The sequence below is a fragment of the Candidatus Endoriftia persephonae genome, from assembly GCF_023733635.1.
Lineage (GTDB): Bacteria > Pseudomonadota > Gammaproteobacteria > Chromatiales > Chromatiaceae > Endoriftia > Endoriftia persephonae.
Map to the genome: position 1 here is coordinate 3,219,401 of NZ_CP090569.1, position 18,100 is coordinate 3,237,500.

Here is an 18,100-nt window from a genome sequence, read left to right on the forward strand (position 1 = left end):
ACAAAAAGGACGGACCCGATTGAGTCCGTCCTTTTATTGTTATCGGCAGCTCAGAGCAATCCCTTCTCTTTCCAGAAGCGGATCGCACCGGGGTGCATGGGCGTCACAATACCGTTGACGCCGGTCTTGATACTCATCTCCTTGAAGGTCTTCTTCTGGCTGCGCATGTGGGCTAGGCCCTCATCGGTATAGATCTTTGACAACATGTCATAGACCACATCATCGGGCACCTTGGCGTTGGCCACCCACAGCGCTGAATCCTGAAACGACGGGGCCTCGTGGTCCACACCCCGATAGGTGCCGGCGGGTACCGACAGCTCGGAGAAGTAGGGGTAACGCTTGAAGAAACCGCTCACGTTGGCATCGGCCTGCAGATCAATCAGATCGATATCATTGGTCTGTGCCGCCATGATTACCGCGCCACTGGGGAAGGCGGTGAACAGCCAGAAGGCATCCAACTGCTTATTGCCAAATGCCTGAGCCGCATCATTGTAGCCCATGGCGTTGCGCTTGACCTTGTCCCAAACATCCATGTGGGAGAAGAAGAGTTCGCAGTTGGCAAAGGCGCCCGAGCCGGCATTACCCACCCCCACCTTCTTGCCCACCAGATCCTTTACGCTCTTGATCCCGGAACCCTTGCGCACCACCAGCTGAGCCGGGGCGCCATAGAGGTAAGAGACCGCTAGGACATCCTCATATTTTTTCTTGTCATTTTTCAGGCGTCCTTCTCGCCCGAGATAGACATGCCCCGAATAGACCACGCCAAAGTGGGCGCGCCCCTTATTGACCTTGCGCAGGTTCTCTACCGAACCGGCCGAAGACTGGGCCTTGACCTTGTAGGCCGAGTTCTTCTTCACCGGCCCATAGACCTGCACCGCATTCGCCACCACCTGAAAGGTGCCACCGGCGGGGCCACCACTGAACACATATCGCTTGCCGGCAAAGGCTGCCGACGGTAGGGCCAGGCTCAGAACGAGCGCGGCAACAGCGCCTAATAGAAAAGACCGACCTATCAATCTCATGCTGCAATCTCCTGTATGGCAGACAGATATGGCCCCGTCAGAATGCGGGCCCCATAGATATTTATCACGCATCCCTATCCCGCTCAGATCTGCAGGCTGAGGATCAACCCTGCAGCTCCATCACCGCATCCATCTCAACCCCCGCATCCTTCGGCAGTCCCGCCACGCCGATCGCCGCCCGTGCCGGATAGGGTTCGCTAAAATATTCGGTCATCACCTGATTAACCACCGGGAAGTTACCGAGATCAGTGAGAAAGACATTCAGTTTGACCACATCCGCCAGGCTGCCACCCGCGGCACGGGCTACCGCCTGCAGATTATCGAAGACGCGACGGATCTGCTGCTCGATCTCTCCCTCCACCATTTCCATGGTTTCAGGCAGCAGCGGGATCTGACCCGACAGATAGACAGTGGTACCGCACTTGACGGCCTGGGAGTATGTACCAATGGCTTGCGGTGCCTGATCGGTGCGGATGATCTCACGGCTCATAGAGTGATCCTCAATAGATAGAATGGCTGGACGGAGACTCTAGCACAGCAGTCGGCGCTAGTAATTCGACCTTAGAAAACTCTCTGGAGCCTGCGCACCGTTGAACCTGGACGTGGCTAATGATAGGCCCTGCCCTGCGGCATCGACCTGATCGAAAACGGCCCAGATCGATGACAGAGAACATTGTTCAGGTTGCTTCACAGCATGTCACCGACGTTCAGGATATCAATAAAAACCTGGTGGAGAAGACCCTGTGCATGCGCTGTCTCGCCAATCTCTCGCAGGTCAAATCCCGGCTGCTGGTTGAGACTATCCATGACATGAACAACAGCCGCCAAGAGCTGGCTGATCTCTCAACCGACCTGGCGAAACACGCCAAACAGGCGGAGGAGCAGAGACAGGTCATCGAACGGCAGAGGCAACGGCTGGAAGAACAGAACACGGCACTCGAATTTGAGCGGGACCTACTCGAACTGAAGGTTGCAGAGCGCACCGAGGCATTTGAAAAACTGGCCCACTACGACTCATTGACCAACCTTCCCAACCGTTTTCTCTTCAATGACCGGTTGAAACATGCCCTGGCCCGTGCCGGTCGGGAAAAAAGCAAAGTCGGCCTATTGCTTATCGGCGGCGTCGGCTGCAACGATGTGCAGGGCTATCTCTACAGCAAGCCGCCCCCCTGCAACCAGTTTCAGCTTAACTATCCAGGCCCCGCATAACAGGAGACTTGCTGAAGCTCCCCAGATCTCAGATATTCTGCCGGTTGATCTTCAGCACCGAAGAGAGTGTCTTGACCCGCCGCATGATCCGCGCCAGATGGCGGCGGTTACGCACGGTGATGACAAAGGTCAGGGTCGTGGAGAGGCCATCGCGCTCCTCGGAAAGCACATTCTCAATGTTCGAGCCCTCCTCTGAGATGGTCGCGGCCACCGTCGCTAGCACACCACGCCGGTTGCCTGCCTCAACCCGGATCTCGGTGGAGAAGTCACCGTCCACCTCAGGCTCCCACTCGGCGTCGATCCATTTGTGGCCATGCTTGGCATACTCACCCAGATTGGGGCAACCCTGGCGATGCACCACGATGCCCTTACCGGGATTGAACACACCAACGATCGCATCCCCCGGAATCGGCCGGCAACACTTAGCATACTTCACCACCATCCCTTCGGTGCCCTTGATCGCTAGCGGGCCAGCCGACTTCTCGGTCTTCTCCGGAGTCCCATCGGCCGGCACATCATCCCCCACCAGACGCCGCGCGATCAGCACCGGCATCCGGTTGCCCAACGCCACCTCCGCCAGTAATTCATCCAGATCGTCGAGCCGGTACTCCTCCAGCAGCGCGTCGATGTGCTTCTGCTCCAGCTCATAGAGATTCAGCGAGAAGCTCTGCAGCTCCCGCTCCAGCAGACGCCGCCCCAGCTCCACCGCCTCCTGCCCCTGCAGATTGCGCAGGAAGGCGCGAATGTTGATGCGTGCCTTACTGGTCACCACAAAGTTGAGCCAGGCGGGGCTCGGGCTGGCCCCTTCGGAGTTGATGATCTCCACCGTCTGCCCGTTGCGCAGATGACTGCGCAACGGCACCAGACGACGGTCGATACGCGCCGCCACGCAAGTATTACCCAGGTCAGTGTGCAGCGCGTAGGCAAAATCCACCACCGTTGCCCCCTGCGGCAACACCATGATGCGACCACGCGGAGTGAACACATAGACCTCATCGGGAAACAGATCGACCTTGACGTGCTCGAGAAACTCCACCGAGTCACCCACCCCCTGCTGCATCTCCAGCAGGTTGGTGAGCCAGTCGGATGCACGCGACTGGGCCCAGTGGCCGCCACCGTCATCGCTCTTGTATTTCCAGTGGGCGGCAATGCCTGACTCGGCCAGACGCTCCATCTCCTCGGTGCGAATCTGGATCTCGATCGGGATGCCCTGGGGGCCAAACAGCACCGTATGCAGCGACTGATAACCGTTCGCTTTGGGGATGGCGATATAGTCCTTGAAGCGCCCCGGCATCGGCTTGTAGAGATTGTGCACCGCGCCGAGCACCCGGTAGCAGGTATCCACCTTGTCGACGATGATGCGGAAGGCAAACACATCTACCACCTCGTGGAAGCTCAGCTTCTTCTGCGCCATCTTGCGGTAGATACTGTAGAGATGCTTCTCCCGGCCGCTGACCCGCCCCCCCAGTTCATCCTGCTCCAGCCGGCTACGCAACGCCACCTCCACATTCGATACCAGCTCCTTGTGGTGGCCACGGGCCTCCGCCACCGCCTGCGTCAAGGCCCGGTAGCGCATCGGCCAGTGGGCGTGAAAACCCAGCTCTTGCAGCTCCAGACGGACACTATTGATGCCGAGCCGGTTGGCAATCGGCGCATAGATATCGAGGGTCTCGCGGGCGATACGGCGGGCCTTGCCGGGACGCATCACCCCCAGGGTGCGCATATTGTGCAGCCGGTCCGCCAGCTTGATCATGATCACCCGGATATCCTGGGTCATCGCCAGCAGCATCTTGCGCAGGCTCGCCGCCTGCGCCTCCACCTGGGACTGGAAGTCGATCTTCGAGAGCTTCGAGACGCCATCGACCAGCGATGCGATCTCCTCATCGAAGGTCTCGACGAGTTGCTCCCGAGCGGTATCGGTATCCTCGATCACATCGTGCAGGATCGCCGCCATCAGGCACTTATGATCCATGCGCATCTCGGCAAGGATTCGCGCCACAGCGACAGGGTGGTAGATGTAGGGTTCGCCGGTCTTGCGATGCTGCCCGGAGTGGGCTTCAGCGCCAAACAGATAGGCCCGGTAGACTTCGCGGATCTGCGCCTGCTTGAGATAGTTTTCCAGGTAGACGCAGAGGTCACTGATCAGGAAGCGGGGAACCTCCTGATCGGATGGGGTCAGTGGTTTGGTGGGTCCAAGGGGGTTGCTCATGCAGCACTCCGTCACAGTGATGTGACGATTCTGTGCTGACAGGGCCGTTCAAGGCAAGACCCATCTCCGCCCAATCAGGGCGAAATCACCATGAACTCGCTTGAGCAGAGGATTACTGCCCCAGCAAGGAGGCGTCTAGTGCGGAGATGGTCGCGTCCACCACCATCGCTTCATCCTCTGGCTGCTCCAAATCCTGGCCGGCGATCAGACCGTCGGCGATCTCGCGCAGCGCCATCACGGTCGGTTTGTCGTTCTCCCAGGGCAACAACGGTTCCACCCCATGCTCCAGCTGGCGAGCCCGCTTGGTCGCCACCAGCACCAAATCGAAACGGTTATCCACGTAATCCAGACAATCTTCTACTGTGACGCGAGCCATTTAATCACTCCGGGAATCATTCATTACGACCAGCTGGGCCGAGGGAACGGGAAATGATATACGATCCGCTCCCATGACTCCACACCTACCCGGCCTGTTTGTCGCAAGGGCGTGGGCCCTGCTTGGCGTCCTCATACTCCTGCAGCAGAGCTGCCCATGCCTCTGCAGGCAGAGGCGGCTCGCCTTGGAAGGAGAAGTCGAGCCAGTGTCGGCTCTTCTCACGGAAACGCGGCCGAACCTCAGCTGCAAAGCCTTTTGCCACCACTGCCTTGCGTCTGATTACCGCACGATCCATGGAGCGGAAGAGCCCCAGTGAGATGGCATGGGCCAGTTCTCCGCTAGTGAAGCGCCACAGGTCCGTAATGCCCGCCAGCTTGAGGCGTTCGACCAGCTCGGCCGCCTTTTCACGACTTTTCTGCGGCGGGATCAGCACCCAGAAGCCCGCCTGTTCCTGCACGGATTCTGACCTATGCGTGGCCTTCACGCCCTTCGCCAGTAGCTGCAGACGCAGCTTTTCCGCCTCTGATTGCAGATCCAGTGGACCGACGCTCATGCAGACACGGGCGGGCGGCGGTGGAGCCGGTGGGGTCTTTGGCGTTTTCTGCTCAGGCGCGGGCGCCGCCAGTGTAGGCGTCTCTGGGGCAACAGGGACCTGCTGCTCAGCGACAGGCGAAGGCGCAGCCTCCTCAGCCAGCGGTTCCGACTCTACCGTCACAACTGGTGGCTGCGCCTCCTCCACCTCTTCATCTTTGTCTACCGCTGCCAGTTCAGAAGGCTCACTCTCCGGCAGCAGTTCTGCCGGCGGGTCAAGGGACTCGGCGGGCCGACCTGTTTCCGGCTCAGTAACCTCCTGTAGCTCACTGAGCAGCTTTAGATTACCCAGCGCGGCTGCCCCGCGCTCGGGGGCCGGGTCGCTGACCATGCGTGGATAGCCCCAGATCAGCGCACCAATATTGGCCAGAAGCAGTATAAAAAACAGCCACCTTGTCATCGGCTGCTCCGATCTGTTGCGATTACTATTCCCATCAACACAAGATGCGGTTCATACCGCGTTGCTATCCTAATCCACTCTCTTACTCGTAGCGCGCCCCCGCCGGTCAGTAGGCAGCGCGGCGTCTCACCGCTGCGGGCCTCCAGTTCAGCGTATGCCCGCTCTATCAGGGCAACTGTCGAAAACAGCGCACCAGCAGCAATTCCGGAACCGCTATCAGCCCCGAACAAGCCATCGACCTCGAGTGAAGACGGCGGCGGAATGTCGGTGCCTCGGATCAGGGCCTGGACTGCCATCTCCAGCCCCGGCAGGATCAACCCGCCATGATGTGTACCATCCCGACCCAGAGCATCGATCGTGGTTGCCGTGCCACAGTCTACGACAATGACGGGGGTCACAGAAAGCGACTTTGCAGCTTGCAATGCAAGAAAACGGTCGACCCCCAGGGTTTCCGGCTGTCGATAGCCACTCTTCACCCCGCCCTGGGCTGCCTGGGCGCGCAGGAAATCGGGCTTCAGTCCCCAGTGCTTTGTGCACCAGTCACGCAGCTCACACCGCACCGCCTCACCTGCGACACAGCTTACCCAAACTGCTGCAGGCGCTGCCAGCTGCCGCCATTGGGCATCGAGCAGTGGTGTGAGCTCACCCAGGTGCTGTTGACTGCTGACCGAGCCGTCCGCCAGGCCCGCCACTGTACTCCAGCGAAACGAGGTGTTTCCAATATCGACGAGCAACTCCACGCTTCAGGATCCCTCAGAGCGGAGACTGACTTCGCCGGCATGAAAGCTGCGGATATCTCCCTCCACCGCCAGCAGTAGCGCACCATTTTCATCGATTCCCCGGTGCTGGCCCTGGATCGCGCCCCTCGCATTGCGGACAACAACCTGTCTGCCCAGCATCAGATCAGCATCGTGCCACTCCTGCATGAGCGGCTGCAGCCCCTCGCTTGCATAAAGATTCGCCACCCTGACCAGGTTCTCGATCAGGCTCGCGACCAACTCATTGCGGGTGTGGGGCCTGACGCCGGCGATTGAACGGAGATCGGTCCAGGGCTGATCGATGACCGCCCCCTGCTCGTCCATATGGGTATTCAATCCCACCCCGAGCACCACTTGGGCGGGCCCTTCTGACTCCCCCGACACCTCGAGCAGCAGACCAGCGAGCTTTTTCTGCTGCCAGAGGATGTCGTTGGGCCACTTTAGACCTGCCTCGACAGCTCCAAACTCGCGCAGCGTGCGCAGCACAGCGATACCGGCGGCCAGGCTCAGTCCGCTGAGACGCATCGGCGCCAGCTCAAAGCGCCACAGCAGCGAGAGATAGACGTTGCTACCGTAGGGTGAGATCCAGCGGCGACCATGCCGACCGCGCCCGGCCGACTGCTGCTCGGCCAGACAGACGGTACCATTCGCTGCCCCCTTGCGGGCCTGTTCCATCAACCAGCTGTTGGTGGAATCCAGGCTCTGATGGAGATGGATTACGCTGATCTGCGCCCCGGTTTCGTCGCTGAACTGTGCACTGATCCGTTCGCTATCGAGCAGGTCCAGCGGTCGGGCGAGTCGATAGCCCCTGCCGCGCACTGCATGAACATCCTGGCCGAACGCATCACGCAGCTGGCGGACTTGCTTCCAGATAGCAGCCCGGCTGACCCCCAGCGCTACGGCCAGCGATTCACCGGAGTGAAAGCGCCCGTCGGCCAGCAATTGTAGCAGTCTGATCCTAGTCGGCATCACCACTTAAGGAGCCTCTGAACGAATCATGAACGGCAGCCTTATGGCCCAAATTTCCCGCTGCTGCGTTAAAAGTCTCGGCAATAGTCCGACTATTACCTGCGATTTCTGCCTTGCATCGAAAAATTTGGCCGCACAATTCTGCTCGTCCAGATACATTCAGAGGCTCCTTAACCAGGCGTCGCGCCGCGCCTGCTGTGCTGGCGGGATCGCCTCTGGCAGATAGAATTCGCAGGTATCGGCTGGCGCCACTTGCGGCACAAGCTCAAATTGCATCAGCTCATCTCGTCGAAAGGCATGCACCGGCACCGCCTCACCTGGCGGCAGGACGGCGATGCGTTTTTCGATCTCCCCCTGCCGGACCCGCAGCCCATCAACCGCCACGATCAAGTCACCGGCGGCGATCCCCGCGGCCATCGCTGCACCACCCTCATACACTTGCACAACCTGCTCGCCGGCATCCTGCCCTTTGATGCGGGCACCCAGTACCGAACGCGGCTTTGCATCTGCCACTTGCTCATCAGTCACTACGCCACCGTTGTCCTCCGGGCCGGAGGCGGGACGTAGGCGCATCTGTACACCAAACGCCGCCAGCGACTCCTGCAGGGGCAGTTCTTGGGTAGTGCGCAGGCCAAGCTCAAACAGCGGCGCTAGATCCAGCCCTGTCACCTCCATCGCCACTTGCTCGAATCCCCTCTCGGGCACCCCGATACCCGGCTTGCCGTAGCGGTGCCACATCACCTGCATGACGTGGTCAAGAGAGCTGGCGCCATCACTTTCTAGTCGCATCCGTAGATCAAGCAGCAGTGCGAACAGGGCACCCTTGGCGTAGTAGCTGACAATCGCGTTCGGGGCATTCTCGTCTTGTTTGTAGAATTTGGTCCAGGCATCGAAGCTCGACTCTTCCAGAGTCTGTTTCAGACGCCCGCGGCCGCGCATCACCCGAGTGACAGTTTCGGCCAGCAGTTCAAAATAGTCTTTACGCTTAATGCAGCCGCTTTTCAGCAGCATCAGATCATCATAGTAGGAGGTGATGCCTTCAAACACCCACATCTGTCGCGTGTGGACTTCCGCGCTCGTGTCGTTCTCGAGGAACACCGCAGGGGTGATGCGTTTAACATTCCACAGATGAAAGTATTCATGGCTGCAGAGCCCCAGCAAACGCCGATAGTTCTTGCTCGGTTCCGTTTCGTATCGCCCTGGCAGATCCTTGCGGCTGGCCAACAGGCTAGTGGAGTTTTGGTGCTCAAGCCCGCCATAGCCCTCTCCGACCACGCTAAGCAGGAAGAGATAGTCGTTGAGGGGGAGTTCGCCAAACAACGCAACTTGCTGGCTGCAGATTCGGGTCAGGTCGCTCTTCAGACGGTTCAGGTCTGCGCTGTGTCTGCCCGCCACGACAAAGCGATGCGGCTTGCCGGCCACTGCAAAATCAAAAGCGTCGTGCACACCGATCTCAACAGGCTGATCGATCAGCTCTTCGTAATTCTGCAATAGATAGCAGCCAAACCCCTGCTCATCGGCACCCTGCGATCGCATTGCCGCGGCGACCCGCCATGATTCATAGCGCTCTCCTGCTGGCCGGTTGATGGTGAGAGTCAGTGGCTCTTGCTGCTTACCGTGCACAGCCAGGAACAGGGCAGCACCATTGAAGTAGGCATGCGTGGTATCCATGTGAGCACCTCGCACTGACAGATCCCAAGCGTAGACCTGATAACGGATTGTCAGATCGCCACTGGCCGGCTCGCATCGCCATGTCTGCTTGTCCAGTTTTTTTATCGCAAGCGGACCCGTGCTGTCCTCAGCGTCGATAATAATGATATGTCGTGAGAAATCCCGGATCATGTAGCTGCCACGGATCCAAGCCGGCAGAGAAAAGGTTACACCGTGCGGTTCAGGATCCGGGATATGGATGCTGACCTGATAGAGATGCGCCTCCGGTGACGGGAGTTCGACTGTATAGTCAATCATCGGTACCTCCATTCAGTCACTGCTTGTTCTGCCCGGGCATTGCTTGGCCGCGCAATCAGACCTGACATGGTTGCGCTAACGATGAACTCAGCGCCTTCGGCCAGAGGCATATAGACTGAGCTACCGTAATAGGCGTCCACCATTCCAAGTTGTTCCGCGATAGTCATCGCGGCACTGATCCAGGCGCCAGGCGACTCAATCAGTTCGATGATCACGGGTTCAGAAGCGACTTGCGCGTTCTTCTCCCGACGAGAGGAAAATCGCTCAAGTCGGACGTTTGGTGTTTTTCCCAGCAGAGCCGCCCACGCTTTCCACTTCAAAAAGCGTCCATCAAGTTGCCACTCCTCTCCTGGCATATCCAGCCTAATCGGTTGCTTGCCGTCGATACGGAGCATCAACGCTCGCCCCAGCTCTGATTTCTCGCCCACAATAACCTTGGCCAGAACCCGCTCTGCGGTCAGTTTTGTATAGGTATGCAGATTCAGGCCAAGCAGCATAAAAAAGAGCCCCACCAAAGCAGCGCTGGTTCCTGCACTACCAGCCAAGCTGGCCCACAGAATTTTTCGCTTGGACACCAGCCTCAGGCTCATCAGGATGATGCTCCCCCAAGGCAATCGGATGCCATCTCGACGCTCATCATGGATTAGGATCAGTTTTGACTGAGAGAGCCGTCATTCTACACGCAATAAAAAACCCCGGACCATAGTTGATCCGGGGTTTGGAATAAGCGCCTGGCAGTGACCTACTTTCACATGGGGAGACCCCACACTATCATCGGCGCTAAGTCGTTTCACTTCCGAGTTCGGGATGGGATCGGGTGGTACCAACTCGCTATGGCCGCCAGGCAAACAAGTGGTCCTGCTCCTATCGGAGCAGAACAGCATTCGGTTAGATCGCTTGGGTGTCGCATTCGCTTAACCATCCCAAAACGTTTGGGGTTATATGGTCAAGCCTCACGGTCAATTAGTACTGGTTAGCTTCACACATTACTGCGCTTCCACACCCAGCCTATCAACGTCATAGTCTTTAACGGACCTTCAGGGACCTCAAGGGTCCAGCGAGATCTAATCTTGGGAGGGGCTTCCCGCTTAGATGCTTTCAGCGGTTATCCTGTCCGTATGTAGCTACCCGGCAATGCCACTGGCGTGACAACCGGAACACCAGAGATACGTCCACTCCGGTCCTCTCGTACTAGGAGCAGCTTCCCTCAAATCTCGAACGCCCACGGCAGATAGGGACCGAACTGTCTCACGACGTTCTAAACCCAGCTCGCGTACCACTTTAAATGGCGAACAGCCATACCCTTGGGACCGACTTCAGCCCCAGGATGTGATGAGCCGACATCGAGGTGCCAAACACCGCCGTCGATATGAACTCTTGGGCGGTATCAGCCTGTTATCCCCGGAGTACCTTTTATCCGTTGAGCGATGGCCCTTCCATACAGAACCACCGGATCACTAAGACCTACTTTCGTACCTGCTCGACGTGTCTGTCTCGCAGTCAAGCACCCTTATGCCTTTGCACTCATTGCGCGATGTCCGACCGCGCTGAGGGTACCTTCGTGCTCCTCCGTTACTCTTTGGGAGGAGACCGCCCCAGTCAAACTACCCACCATACACTGTCCCCAACCCGGATAACGGGTCTAGGTTAGAACTTCAAACATACCAGGGTGGTATTTCAAGGTTGGCTCCACCGAAACTGGCGTTCCGGTTTCAAAGCCTCCCACCTATCCTACACAAGTAGGCTCAAAGTCCAGTGCAAAGCTGTAGTAAAGGTTCACGGGGTCTTTCCGTCTAGCCGCGGGTACACTGCATCTTAACAGCGAGTTCAATTTCACTGAGTCTCTGGTGGAGACAGTGTGGCCATCGTTACGCCATTCGTGCAGGTCGGAACTTACCCGACAAGGAATTTCGCTACCTTAGGACCGTTATAGTTACGGCCGCCGTTTACCGGGGCTTCGATCAAGAGCTTCGCTTGCGCTAACCCCATCAATTAACCTTCCGGCACCGGGCAGGCGTCACACCCTATACGTCCTCTTTCGAGTTTGCAGAGTGCTATGTTTTTAATAAACAGTCGCAGCCACCTGGTCTCTGCGGCCCCCCATAGCTTGCACTACGAGGGGCGTACCTTCTCCCGAAGTTACGGTACCATTTTGCCTAGTTCCTTCACCAGAGTTCTCTCAAGCGCCTTGGAATACTCATCCTGCCCACCTGTGTCGGTTTGGGGTACGGTCTATATGCAGGGGCTATTTCCTGGAACTCCTACGCCACCATATCGACAACCAACGCGATACAGTAACTACCGGAATTCGTCACCACCTGCAGGCTCAGGAATATTAACCTGATTCCCATCGACTACGCCTTTCGGCCTCGCCTTAGGGGCCGGCTAACCCTGCGCCGATTAGCGTTGCGCAGGAAACCTTGGGCTTTCGGCGTGCGGGCCTCTCACCCGCATTATCGTTACTCATGTCAGCATTCGCACTTCTGATACCTCCAGCATGCTTTACAACACACCTTCGCAGGCTTACAGAACGCTCCTCTACCATGCGTGTAAACACGCATCCGCAGCTTCGGTACACAACTTAAGCCCCGTTAAATCTTCCGCGCAGGCCGACTCGACTAGTGAGCTATTACGCTTTCTTTAAAGGATGGCTGCTTCTAAGCCAACCTCCTAGCTGTCTATGCCTTCCCACATCGTTTCCCACTGAGTTGTGATTTAGGGACCTTAGCTGGCGGTCTGGGTTGTTTCCCTTTCCACGACGGACGTTAGCACCCGCCGTGTGTCTCCCGCGATTGCACTTCCAGGTATTCGGAGTTTGCATCGGTTTGGTAAGCCGGGATGGCCCCCTAGCCGAAACAGTGCTCTACCCCCTGGAGTGAGACGCGAGGCGCTACCTAAATAGCTTTCGAGGAGAACCAGCTATCTCCGGGCTTGATTAGCCTTTCACTCCTACCCACAGCTCATCCCCTCACTTTTCAACGTAAGTGGGTTCGGGCCTCCAGCGCGTGTTACCGCACCTTCACCCTGGCCATGGGTAGATCGCCCGGTTTCGGGTCTACTCCCAGCGACTATGGCGCCCTATTAAGACTCGGTTTCCCTACGGCTCCCCTATACGGTTAACCTTGCCACTGAGAAGTAAGTCGCTGACCCATTATACAAAAGGTACGCAGTCACCCCCGAAGGGGCTCCCACTGCTTGTACGCATACGGTTTCAGGTTCTATTTCACTCCCCTCAACGGGGTTCTTTTCGCCTTTCCCTCACGGTACTGGTTCACTATCGGTCGGCAGAGAGTATTTAGCCTTGGAGGATGGTCCCCCCATGTTCAGACAGGATATCACGTGTCCCGCCCTACTCGATTTCACGATAAATAGGCTTTCGTGTACGGGGCTATCACCCTGTATCGCCGGACTTTCCAGACCGTTCCACTAACCACTCTATCGCTTAAGGGCTAATCCCCGTTCGCTCGCCGCTACTAAGGGAATCTCGGTTGATTTCTTTTCCTCCGGGTACTTAGATGTTTCAGTTCCCCGGGTTCGCCTCTACACCCTATGTATTCAGATGCAGATACCTCCTAAGAGGTGGGTTCCCCCATTCGGAAATCCTCGGATCAAAGCTAGTTTGACAACTCCCCGAGGCTTATCGCAGCCTACCACGTCCTTCATCGCCTTCTGCCGCCTAGGCATCCACCGTATGCGCTTACTCACTTGACCATATAACCCCAAAAATTCTGGGATACAATCAATGGTTACGAATGCAACATACCCAGTATCTAAGCCTTGAGAAACTTAGATACTTAATTGATAAGGATATCTTTCGATATCACCTATCAGCGATCTAACCTAATTTTTAAAGAGCAGACTTCGCAAATGCAAAGTGGCTAGCCTTCTCGCTAGACACTTCCCACTCATGAATTTGGTGGAGCCAGGCGGGATCGAACCGCCGACCTCCTGCGTGCAAGGCAGGCGCTCTCCCAGCTGAGCTATGGCCCCTGAACTCCAATCTGGTGGGTCTGGGAGGATTTGAACCTCCGACCTCACCCTTATCAGGGGTGCGCTCTAACCAACTGAGCTACAGACCCAATTTGCTCAAGTGCAGTACAGATGCTTCAAGCAACAGGCCTGTATCTGCTTTAACTGTGGATAGGTAATTTATGTGAGTACTCCGCCGACCCGGCGAAACTTTTTAAAGGAGGTGATCCAGCCCCAGGTTCCCCTAGGGCTACCTTGTTACGACTTCACCCCAGTCATGAATCACAAAGTGGTGAGCGCCCTCCCGAAGGTTAAGCTACCCACTTCTTTTGCAACCCACTCCCATGGTGTGACGGGCGGTGTGTACAAGGCCCGGGAACGTATTCACCGCGGCATGCTGATCCGCGATTACTAGCGATTCCGACTTCACGCAGTCGAGTTGCAGACTGCGATCCGGACTACGACCGGTTTTCTGAGATTGGCTCCCCCTCGCGGGTTTGCAGCCCTCTGTACCGGCCATTGTAGCACGTGTGTAGCCCAGCCCATAAGGGCCATGATGACTTGACGTCATCCCCACCTTCCTCCGGTTTGTCACCGGCAGTCCCCTTAGAGTTCCCACCATTACGTGCTGGCAACTAAGGGCAAGGGTTGCGCTCGTTACGGGACTTAACCCAACATCTCACGACACGAGCTGACGACAGCCATGCAGCACCTGTCACTCGGCTCCCGAAGGCACCAATCTATCTCTAGAAAGTTCCGAGGATGTCAAGGGCTGGTAAGGTTCTTCGCGTTGCATCGAATTAAACCACATGCTCCACCGCTTGTGCGGGCCCCCGTCAATTCCTTTGAGTTTTAACCTTGCGGCCGTACTCCCCAGGCGGTCAACTTATCGCGTTAGCTGCGCCACTAAGCCCTTATAATGAGCCCAACGGCTAGTTGACATCGTTTACGGCGTGGACTACCAGGGTATCTAATCCTGTTTGCTACCCACGCTTTCGCACCTCAGCGTCAGTATTGGTCCAGGAAGTCGCCTTCGCCACTGATGTTCCTCCGGATATCTACGCATTTCACCGCTACACCCGGAATTCCACTTCCCTCTACCATACTCTAGCCTGCCAGTATCAAATGCAGTTCCCAGGTTGAGCCCAGGGCTTTCACATCTGACTTAACAAGCCGCCTACGCGCGCTTTACGCCCAGTAATTCCGATTAACGCTCGCACCCTCCGTATTACCGCGGCTGCTGGCACGGAGTTAGCCGGTGCTTCTTCTAAAGGTAACGTCAAGACCCAAGGGTATTATCCTCAGGCTTTTCTTCCCAATTGAAAGTGCTTTACAACCCGCAGGCCTTCTTCACACACGCGGTATTGCTGGATCAGGCTTTCGCCCATTGTCCAATATTCCCCACTGCTGCCTCCCGTAGGAGTCTGGGCCGTGTCTCAGTCCCAGTGTGGCTGATCGTCCTCTCAGACCAGCTATGGATCGTCGCCTTGGTAGGCCATTACCCCACCAACTAGCTAATCCAACGCAGGCTCATCCAATAGCGCGAGGTCCGAAGATCCCCCGCTTTCCCCCGTAGGGCGTATGCGGTATTAGCTCGGATTTCTCCGAGTTGTCCCCCACTACTGGGCAGATTCCTACGCGTTACTCACCCGTCCGCCACTCGTCGCCAGAGAGCAAGCTCTCCGCGTTACCGTTCGACTTGCATGTGTTAAGCATACCGCCAGCGTTCAATCTGAGCCAGGATCAAACTCTTCAGTTTAAGTTTGATAGCTACTTATGGCAGCCAATCTTTTTGACTCGAAATTCAATCGAATTAACGCTTGAGTCTCTCGTCGATCTTTGGTCTCACCAAAGTCAACGGAGTACCCACACAAATTACCTATCCGACTTGTTAAAGAGCTTCCGGACTTTTCGTCCGGGAAAGACCGCCTATTTTACAGACCTCCAATCTGGTGTCAAGAACTTTTTCTTGGATCCCGATCAGCGCCGTAGCGATCTCGTTTGGAGGCGCGTATTCTACAGGGCTAAGGTAGTCTGTCAACCCTTTTTTTCAGCCCCGAGAAGCGCGCTTCCCGTCTCCTCCGTGGCCCGACTCAACCGCCGTTCGCCCCGTAAAGAGCCGCGCATTATACGGCCATCTTCCTCCCCGTCAAGACCTTATGCCATCTAATTGCACCCCCTCCCCTTCAAGCCTCAAACCTCACCATCAAACCAGCGTTACACGCGCAAACCGACGCTTGCCTACCTGGCAGATACTACCCCCCCAGAAGCAGGTAAGGGTAAAACCAAGTTGAGCTACATAAGGCATCTGCTGACGGGGAACCGCCAGGTCGTGGCGGTCGATACACACACCACCCTAACCAGTGGACACGCCAACCAGAAAGAGACTCTCGAAAGGGTCGGTTCGGACACGGGATAGGACACCACTAACTTCGTCGATAGATTGCGCAGAACGGCTGCAGCTGCAAATCAGTTATCGACGATCGTGCGACGCATTATTCAGGCTATCGGATCAGACAGAAGATCCGCAAACAGATCGAAGAACGCTCGACTGGGCCAAGACCTTGTGCCCGCCGGACCGCATCAAACCGATCCAGCGCTGACCAGATGATCATCGATTTGCGCGAATGGCGGTCGATTTCAATCTGGCACGCGAGTAAATTTCCTACATTGTAATCAGAAAGGTCCGCTTAATCTTTGACGTCCATCACCTGTAGATTGTGGGTCACAGGGATGACCGATAATGCATCGGACACGAACAAGGATGTTCACCCTACAAACGACTTTTGGGGCTTGAGCTAGCTTTGCTATGGAGAGCGTAAAATCCCCGCCACCGTCATCAAGGGAAGCGAATATGATATCGAAGCTCATATTGGGTTGAGATCAGTTTTGGCTGAGGGAGCTGTCATCCAACATGACCGAGTAGGAAGCGGGATTGCTCCCGCCATCCTCTCACACCATCGTACGTACGGTTCCGTATACGGCGGTTCATTCAAAACATTTGAGCCGATGGCCTTGATCCATCAGCGTTACTAGTCCAAGGCGATCAACGAGCTTCTTTGAAAGCACCTGATTCAGGTGCAAAGCACCCGAGTTCCGCCAAGGGCCACCCCCATTGGCAGCGCTCATCCAGTGCACGTATCTCAGATAATTCCAATCGCATTAGCATCCTCGCCCGCGAGTACTGGTGCTTCCATTGCCCCCAGAGGGTCTTTCTCAGATGACGCCGTGTCTAGCCGTCCAGTTTCTCGAAGACCCCTTTCACTCCCGTATGGCGGAAGTAATTGGCCCAGCCCATGCGTTTCGGAGTCAGAGTCGCAATGCTCGTCCTGATGGAGCGGTCCTTGCTTGAACAGAAGAGCATTTTGAAGTTAACCTTAAGCCGTTGAATCAGTTTATTGGCCATTTTTAGGTGCACATTAGTTTCAGGACACTTCGTTCAGGCCGGGTAGCGGCTGTCTGAGATTGATCGCCATCATCAAGGCCAGGATCACCCGGGCTTTCTTCATCCGCCAATCCATCGCCCAGCACACCACACGGCGAGAATACAGGTCGATCACGACGGCCAGGCAAACCCAGCTCTCCTGGGTCCACAGATACATAATATCCGTTCCCCAAACCTGACATGGTTGCGCTAACGATGAACTCAGCGCCTTCGGCCAGAGGCATATAGACTGAGCTACCGTAATAGGCGTCCACCATTCCAAGTTGTTCCGCGATAGTCATCGCGGCACTGATCCAGGCGCCAGGCGACTCAATCAGTTCGATGATCACGGGTTCAGAAGCGACTTGCGCGTTCTTCTCCCGACGAGAGGAAAATCGCTCAAGTCGGACGTTTGGTGTTTTTCCCAGCAGAGCCGCCCACGCTTTCCACTTCAAAAAGCGTCCATCAAGTTGCCACTCCTCTCCTGGCATATCCAGCCTAATCGGTTGCTTGCCGTCGATACGGAGCATCAACGCTCGCCCCAGCTCTGATTTCTCGCCCACAATAACCTTGGCCAGAACCCGCTCTGCGGTCAGTTTTGTATAGGTATGCAGATTCAGGCCAAGCAGCATAAAAAAGAGCCCCACCAAAGCAGCGCTGGTTCCTGCACTACCAGCCAAGCTGGCCCACAGAATTTTTCGCTTGGACACCAGCCTCAGGCTCATCAGGATGATGCTCCCCCAAGGCAATCGGATGCCATCTCGACGCTCATCATGGATTAGGATCAGTTTTGACTGAGAGAGCCGTCATTCTACACGCAATAAAAAACCCCGGACCATAGTTGATCCGGGGTTTGGAATAAGCGCCTGGCAGTGACCTACTTTCACATGGGGAGACCCCACACTATCATCGGCGCTAAGTCGTTTCACTTCCGAGTTCGGGATGGGATCGGGTGGTACCAACTCGCTATGGCCGCCAGGCAAACAAGTGGTCCTGCTCCTATCGGAGCAGAACAGCATTCGGTTAGATCGCTTGGGTGTCGCATTCGCTTAACCATCCCAAAACGTTTGGGGTTATATGGTCAAGCCTCACGGTCAATTAGTACTGGTTAGCTTCACACATTACTGCGCTTCCACACCCAGCCTATCAACGTCATAGTCTTTAACGGACCTTCAGGGACCTCAAGGGTCCAGCGAGATCTAATC

General features: G+C 56.5%; 12 protein-coding genes, 2 tRNA genes and 5 rRNA genes (1 of these 19 only partly in view). 1 reads left to right on the plus strand and 18 read right to left on the minus strand.

Annotated elements, in window-relative coordinates:
• Positions 1-50: 50 nt before the first annotated feature.
• Together L0Y14_RS14550 and L0Y14_RS14555 are read right to left on the minus strand one after the other, a co-directional pair.
• Positions 51-1,022 (minus strand): TAXI family TRAP transporter solute-binding subunit, encoded by a 972-nt coding sequence (locus L0Y14_RS14550; RefSeq protein ID WP_040819388.1) that lies wholly within the window; start codon positions 1,020-1,022, stop codon positions 51-53.
• Between the two features lie 103 nt (positions 1,023-1,125).
• On the minus strand, positions 1,126-1,512 hold the full coding sequence (locus L0Y14_RS14555; RefSeq protein ID WP_006474537.1) for a RidA family protein: 387 nt from the start codon (positions 1,510-1,512) through the stop codon (positions 1,126-1,128).
• A gap of 170 nt (positions 1,513-1,682) precedes the next feature.
• Here L0Y14_RS14555 and L0Y14_RS14560 point away from each other — a divergent pair, with 170 nt between their 5' ends.
• A complete protein-coding gene (locus L0Y14_RS14560; protein ID WP_006474538.1) occupies positions 1,683-2,231 on the plus strand; it encodes a diguanylate cyclase domain-containing protein in 549 nt (182 codons plus the stop codon).
• Positions 2,232-2,259: 28 nt separating this feature from the next.
• On the opposite strand, the gene spoT is transcribed toward L0Y14_RS14560, so the two are convergent.
• From spoT to L0Y14_RS14635, 16 genes are all read right to left on the minus strand, one after another.
• Positions 2,260-4,440 (minus strand): bifunctional GTP diphosphokinase/guanosine-3',5'-bis pyrophosphate 3'-pyrophosphohydrolase, encoded by a 2,181-nt coding sequence (gene spoT / locus L0Y14_RS14565; RefSeq protein ID WP_006474539.1) that lies wholly within the window; start codon positions 4,438-4,440, stop codon positions 2,260-2,262.
• Between the two features lie 112 nt (positions 4,441-4,552).
• Positions 4,553-4,816 carry a DNA-directed RNA polymerase subunit omega gene (gene rpoZ, locus L0Y14_RS14570; RefSeq protein ID WP_005965946.1) on the minus strand — a complete coding sequence of 88 codons (264 nt, stop codon included), beginning with the start codon at positions 4,814-4,816 and terminating at the stop codon, positions 4,553-4,555.
• An 85-nt stretch (positions 4,817-4,901) separates the two neighbouring features.
• The gene (locus tag L0Y14_RS14575; RefSeq protein WP_005965945.1) at positions 4,902-5,807 is read right to left on the minus strand and encodes an SPOR domain-containing protein; all 906 of its coding nucleotides are present in this window, start codon (positions 5,805-5,807) and stop codon (positions 4,902-4,904) included.
• Positions 5,804-6,547 (minus strand): type III pantothenate kinase, encoded by a 744-nt coding sequence (locus L0Y14_RS14580; protein ID WP_005965944.1) that lies wholly within the window; start codon positions 6,545-6,547, stop codon positions 5,804-5,806. The genes L0Y14_RS14575 and L0Y14_RS14580 overlap by 4 nt, the downstream gene beginning before the upstream one ends.
• Before the next feature lie 3 nt (positions 6,548-6,550).
• On the minus strand, positions 6,551-7,534 hold the full coding sequence (gene birA, locus L0Y14_RS14585; RefSeq protein WP_240991628.1) for a bifunctional biotin--[acetyl-CoA-carboxylase] ligase/biotin operon repressor BirA: 984 nt from the start codon (positions 7,532-7,534) through the stop codon (positions 6,551-6,553).
• Positions 7,535-7,693: 159 nt separating this feature from the next.
• Positions 7,694-9,502: a M61 family metallopeptidase gene (locus L0Y14_RS14590; protein ID WP_006474540.1), complete on the minus strand. Its 1,809-nt coding sequence runs from the start codon at positions 9,500-9,502 to the stop codon at positions 7,694-7,696.
• Positions 9,499-10,092 (minus strand): hypothetical protein, encoded by a 594-nt coding sequence (locus L0Y14_RS14595; protein ID WP_251859220.1) that lies wholly within the window; start codon positions 10,090-10,092, stop codon positions 9,499-9,501. The genes L0Y14_RS14590 and L0Y14_RS14595 overlap by 4 nt, the downstream gene beginning before the upstream one ends.
• A 139-nt stretch (positions 10,093-10,231) precedes the next feature.
• Positions 10,232-10,347: ribosomal RNA gene (gene rrf, locus L0Y14_RS14600) — 5S ribosomal RNA — on the minus strand.
• Between the two features lie 97 nt (positions 10,348-10,444).
• Positions 10,445-13,213: ribosomal RNA gene (locus tag L0Y14_RS14605) — 23S ribosomal RNA — on the minus strand.
• A gap of 203 nt (positions 13,214-13,416) precedes the next feature.
• Positions 13,417-13,492: transfer RNA gene (locus tag L0Y14_RS14610), tRNA-Ala, on the minus strand.
• A 12-nt stretch (positions 13,493-13,504) separates the two neighbouring features.
• A tRNA-Ile gene (locus L0Y14_RS14615) sits at positions 13,505-13,581 on the minus strand.
• Between the two features lie 106 nt (positions 13,582-13,687).
• Positions 13,688-15,230 (minus strand): 16S ribosomal RNA (locus L0Y14_RS14620).
• Together the 16S, 23S and 5S rRNA genes with 2 tRNA genes alongside form the textbook arrangement of a ribosomal RNA operon.
• 1,473 nt (positions 15,231-16,703) lie before the next feature.
• Positions 16,704-16,877 (minus strand): group II intron maturase-specific domain-containing protein, encoded by a 174-nt coding sequence (locus tag L0Y14_RS16735; protein ID WP_083825221.1) that lies wholly within the window; start codon positions 16,875-16,877, stop codon positions 16,704-16,706.
• A gap of 2 nt (positions 16,878-16,879) precedes the next feature.
• Entirely contained in the window at positions 16,880-17,620 is a 741-nt protein-coding gene (locus L0Y14_RS16755) for a hypothetical protein (RefSeq protein ID WP_251859221.1), read from the minus strand.
• A 139-nt stretch (positions 17,621-17,759) separates the two neighbouring features.
• Positions 17,760-17,875 (minus strand): 5S ribosomal RNA (gene rrf / locus L0Y14_RS14630).
• A gap of 97 nt (positions 17,876-17,972) precedes the next feature.
• Positions 17,973-18,100: ribosomal RNA gene (locus L0Y14_RS14635) — 23S ribosomal RNA — on the minus strand (it continues 2,641 nt past the right edge of the window).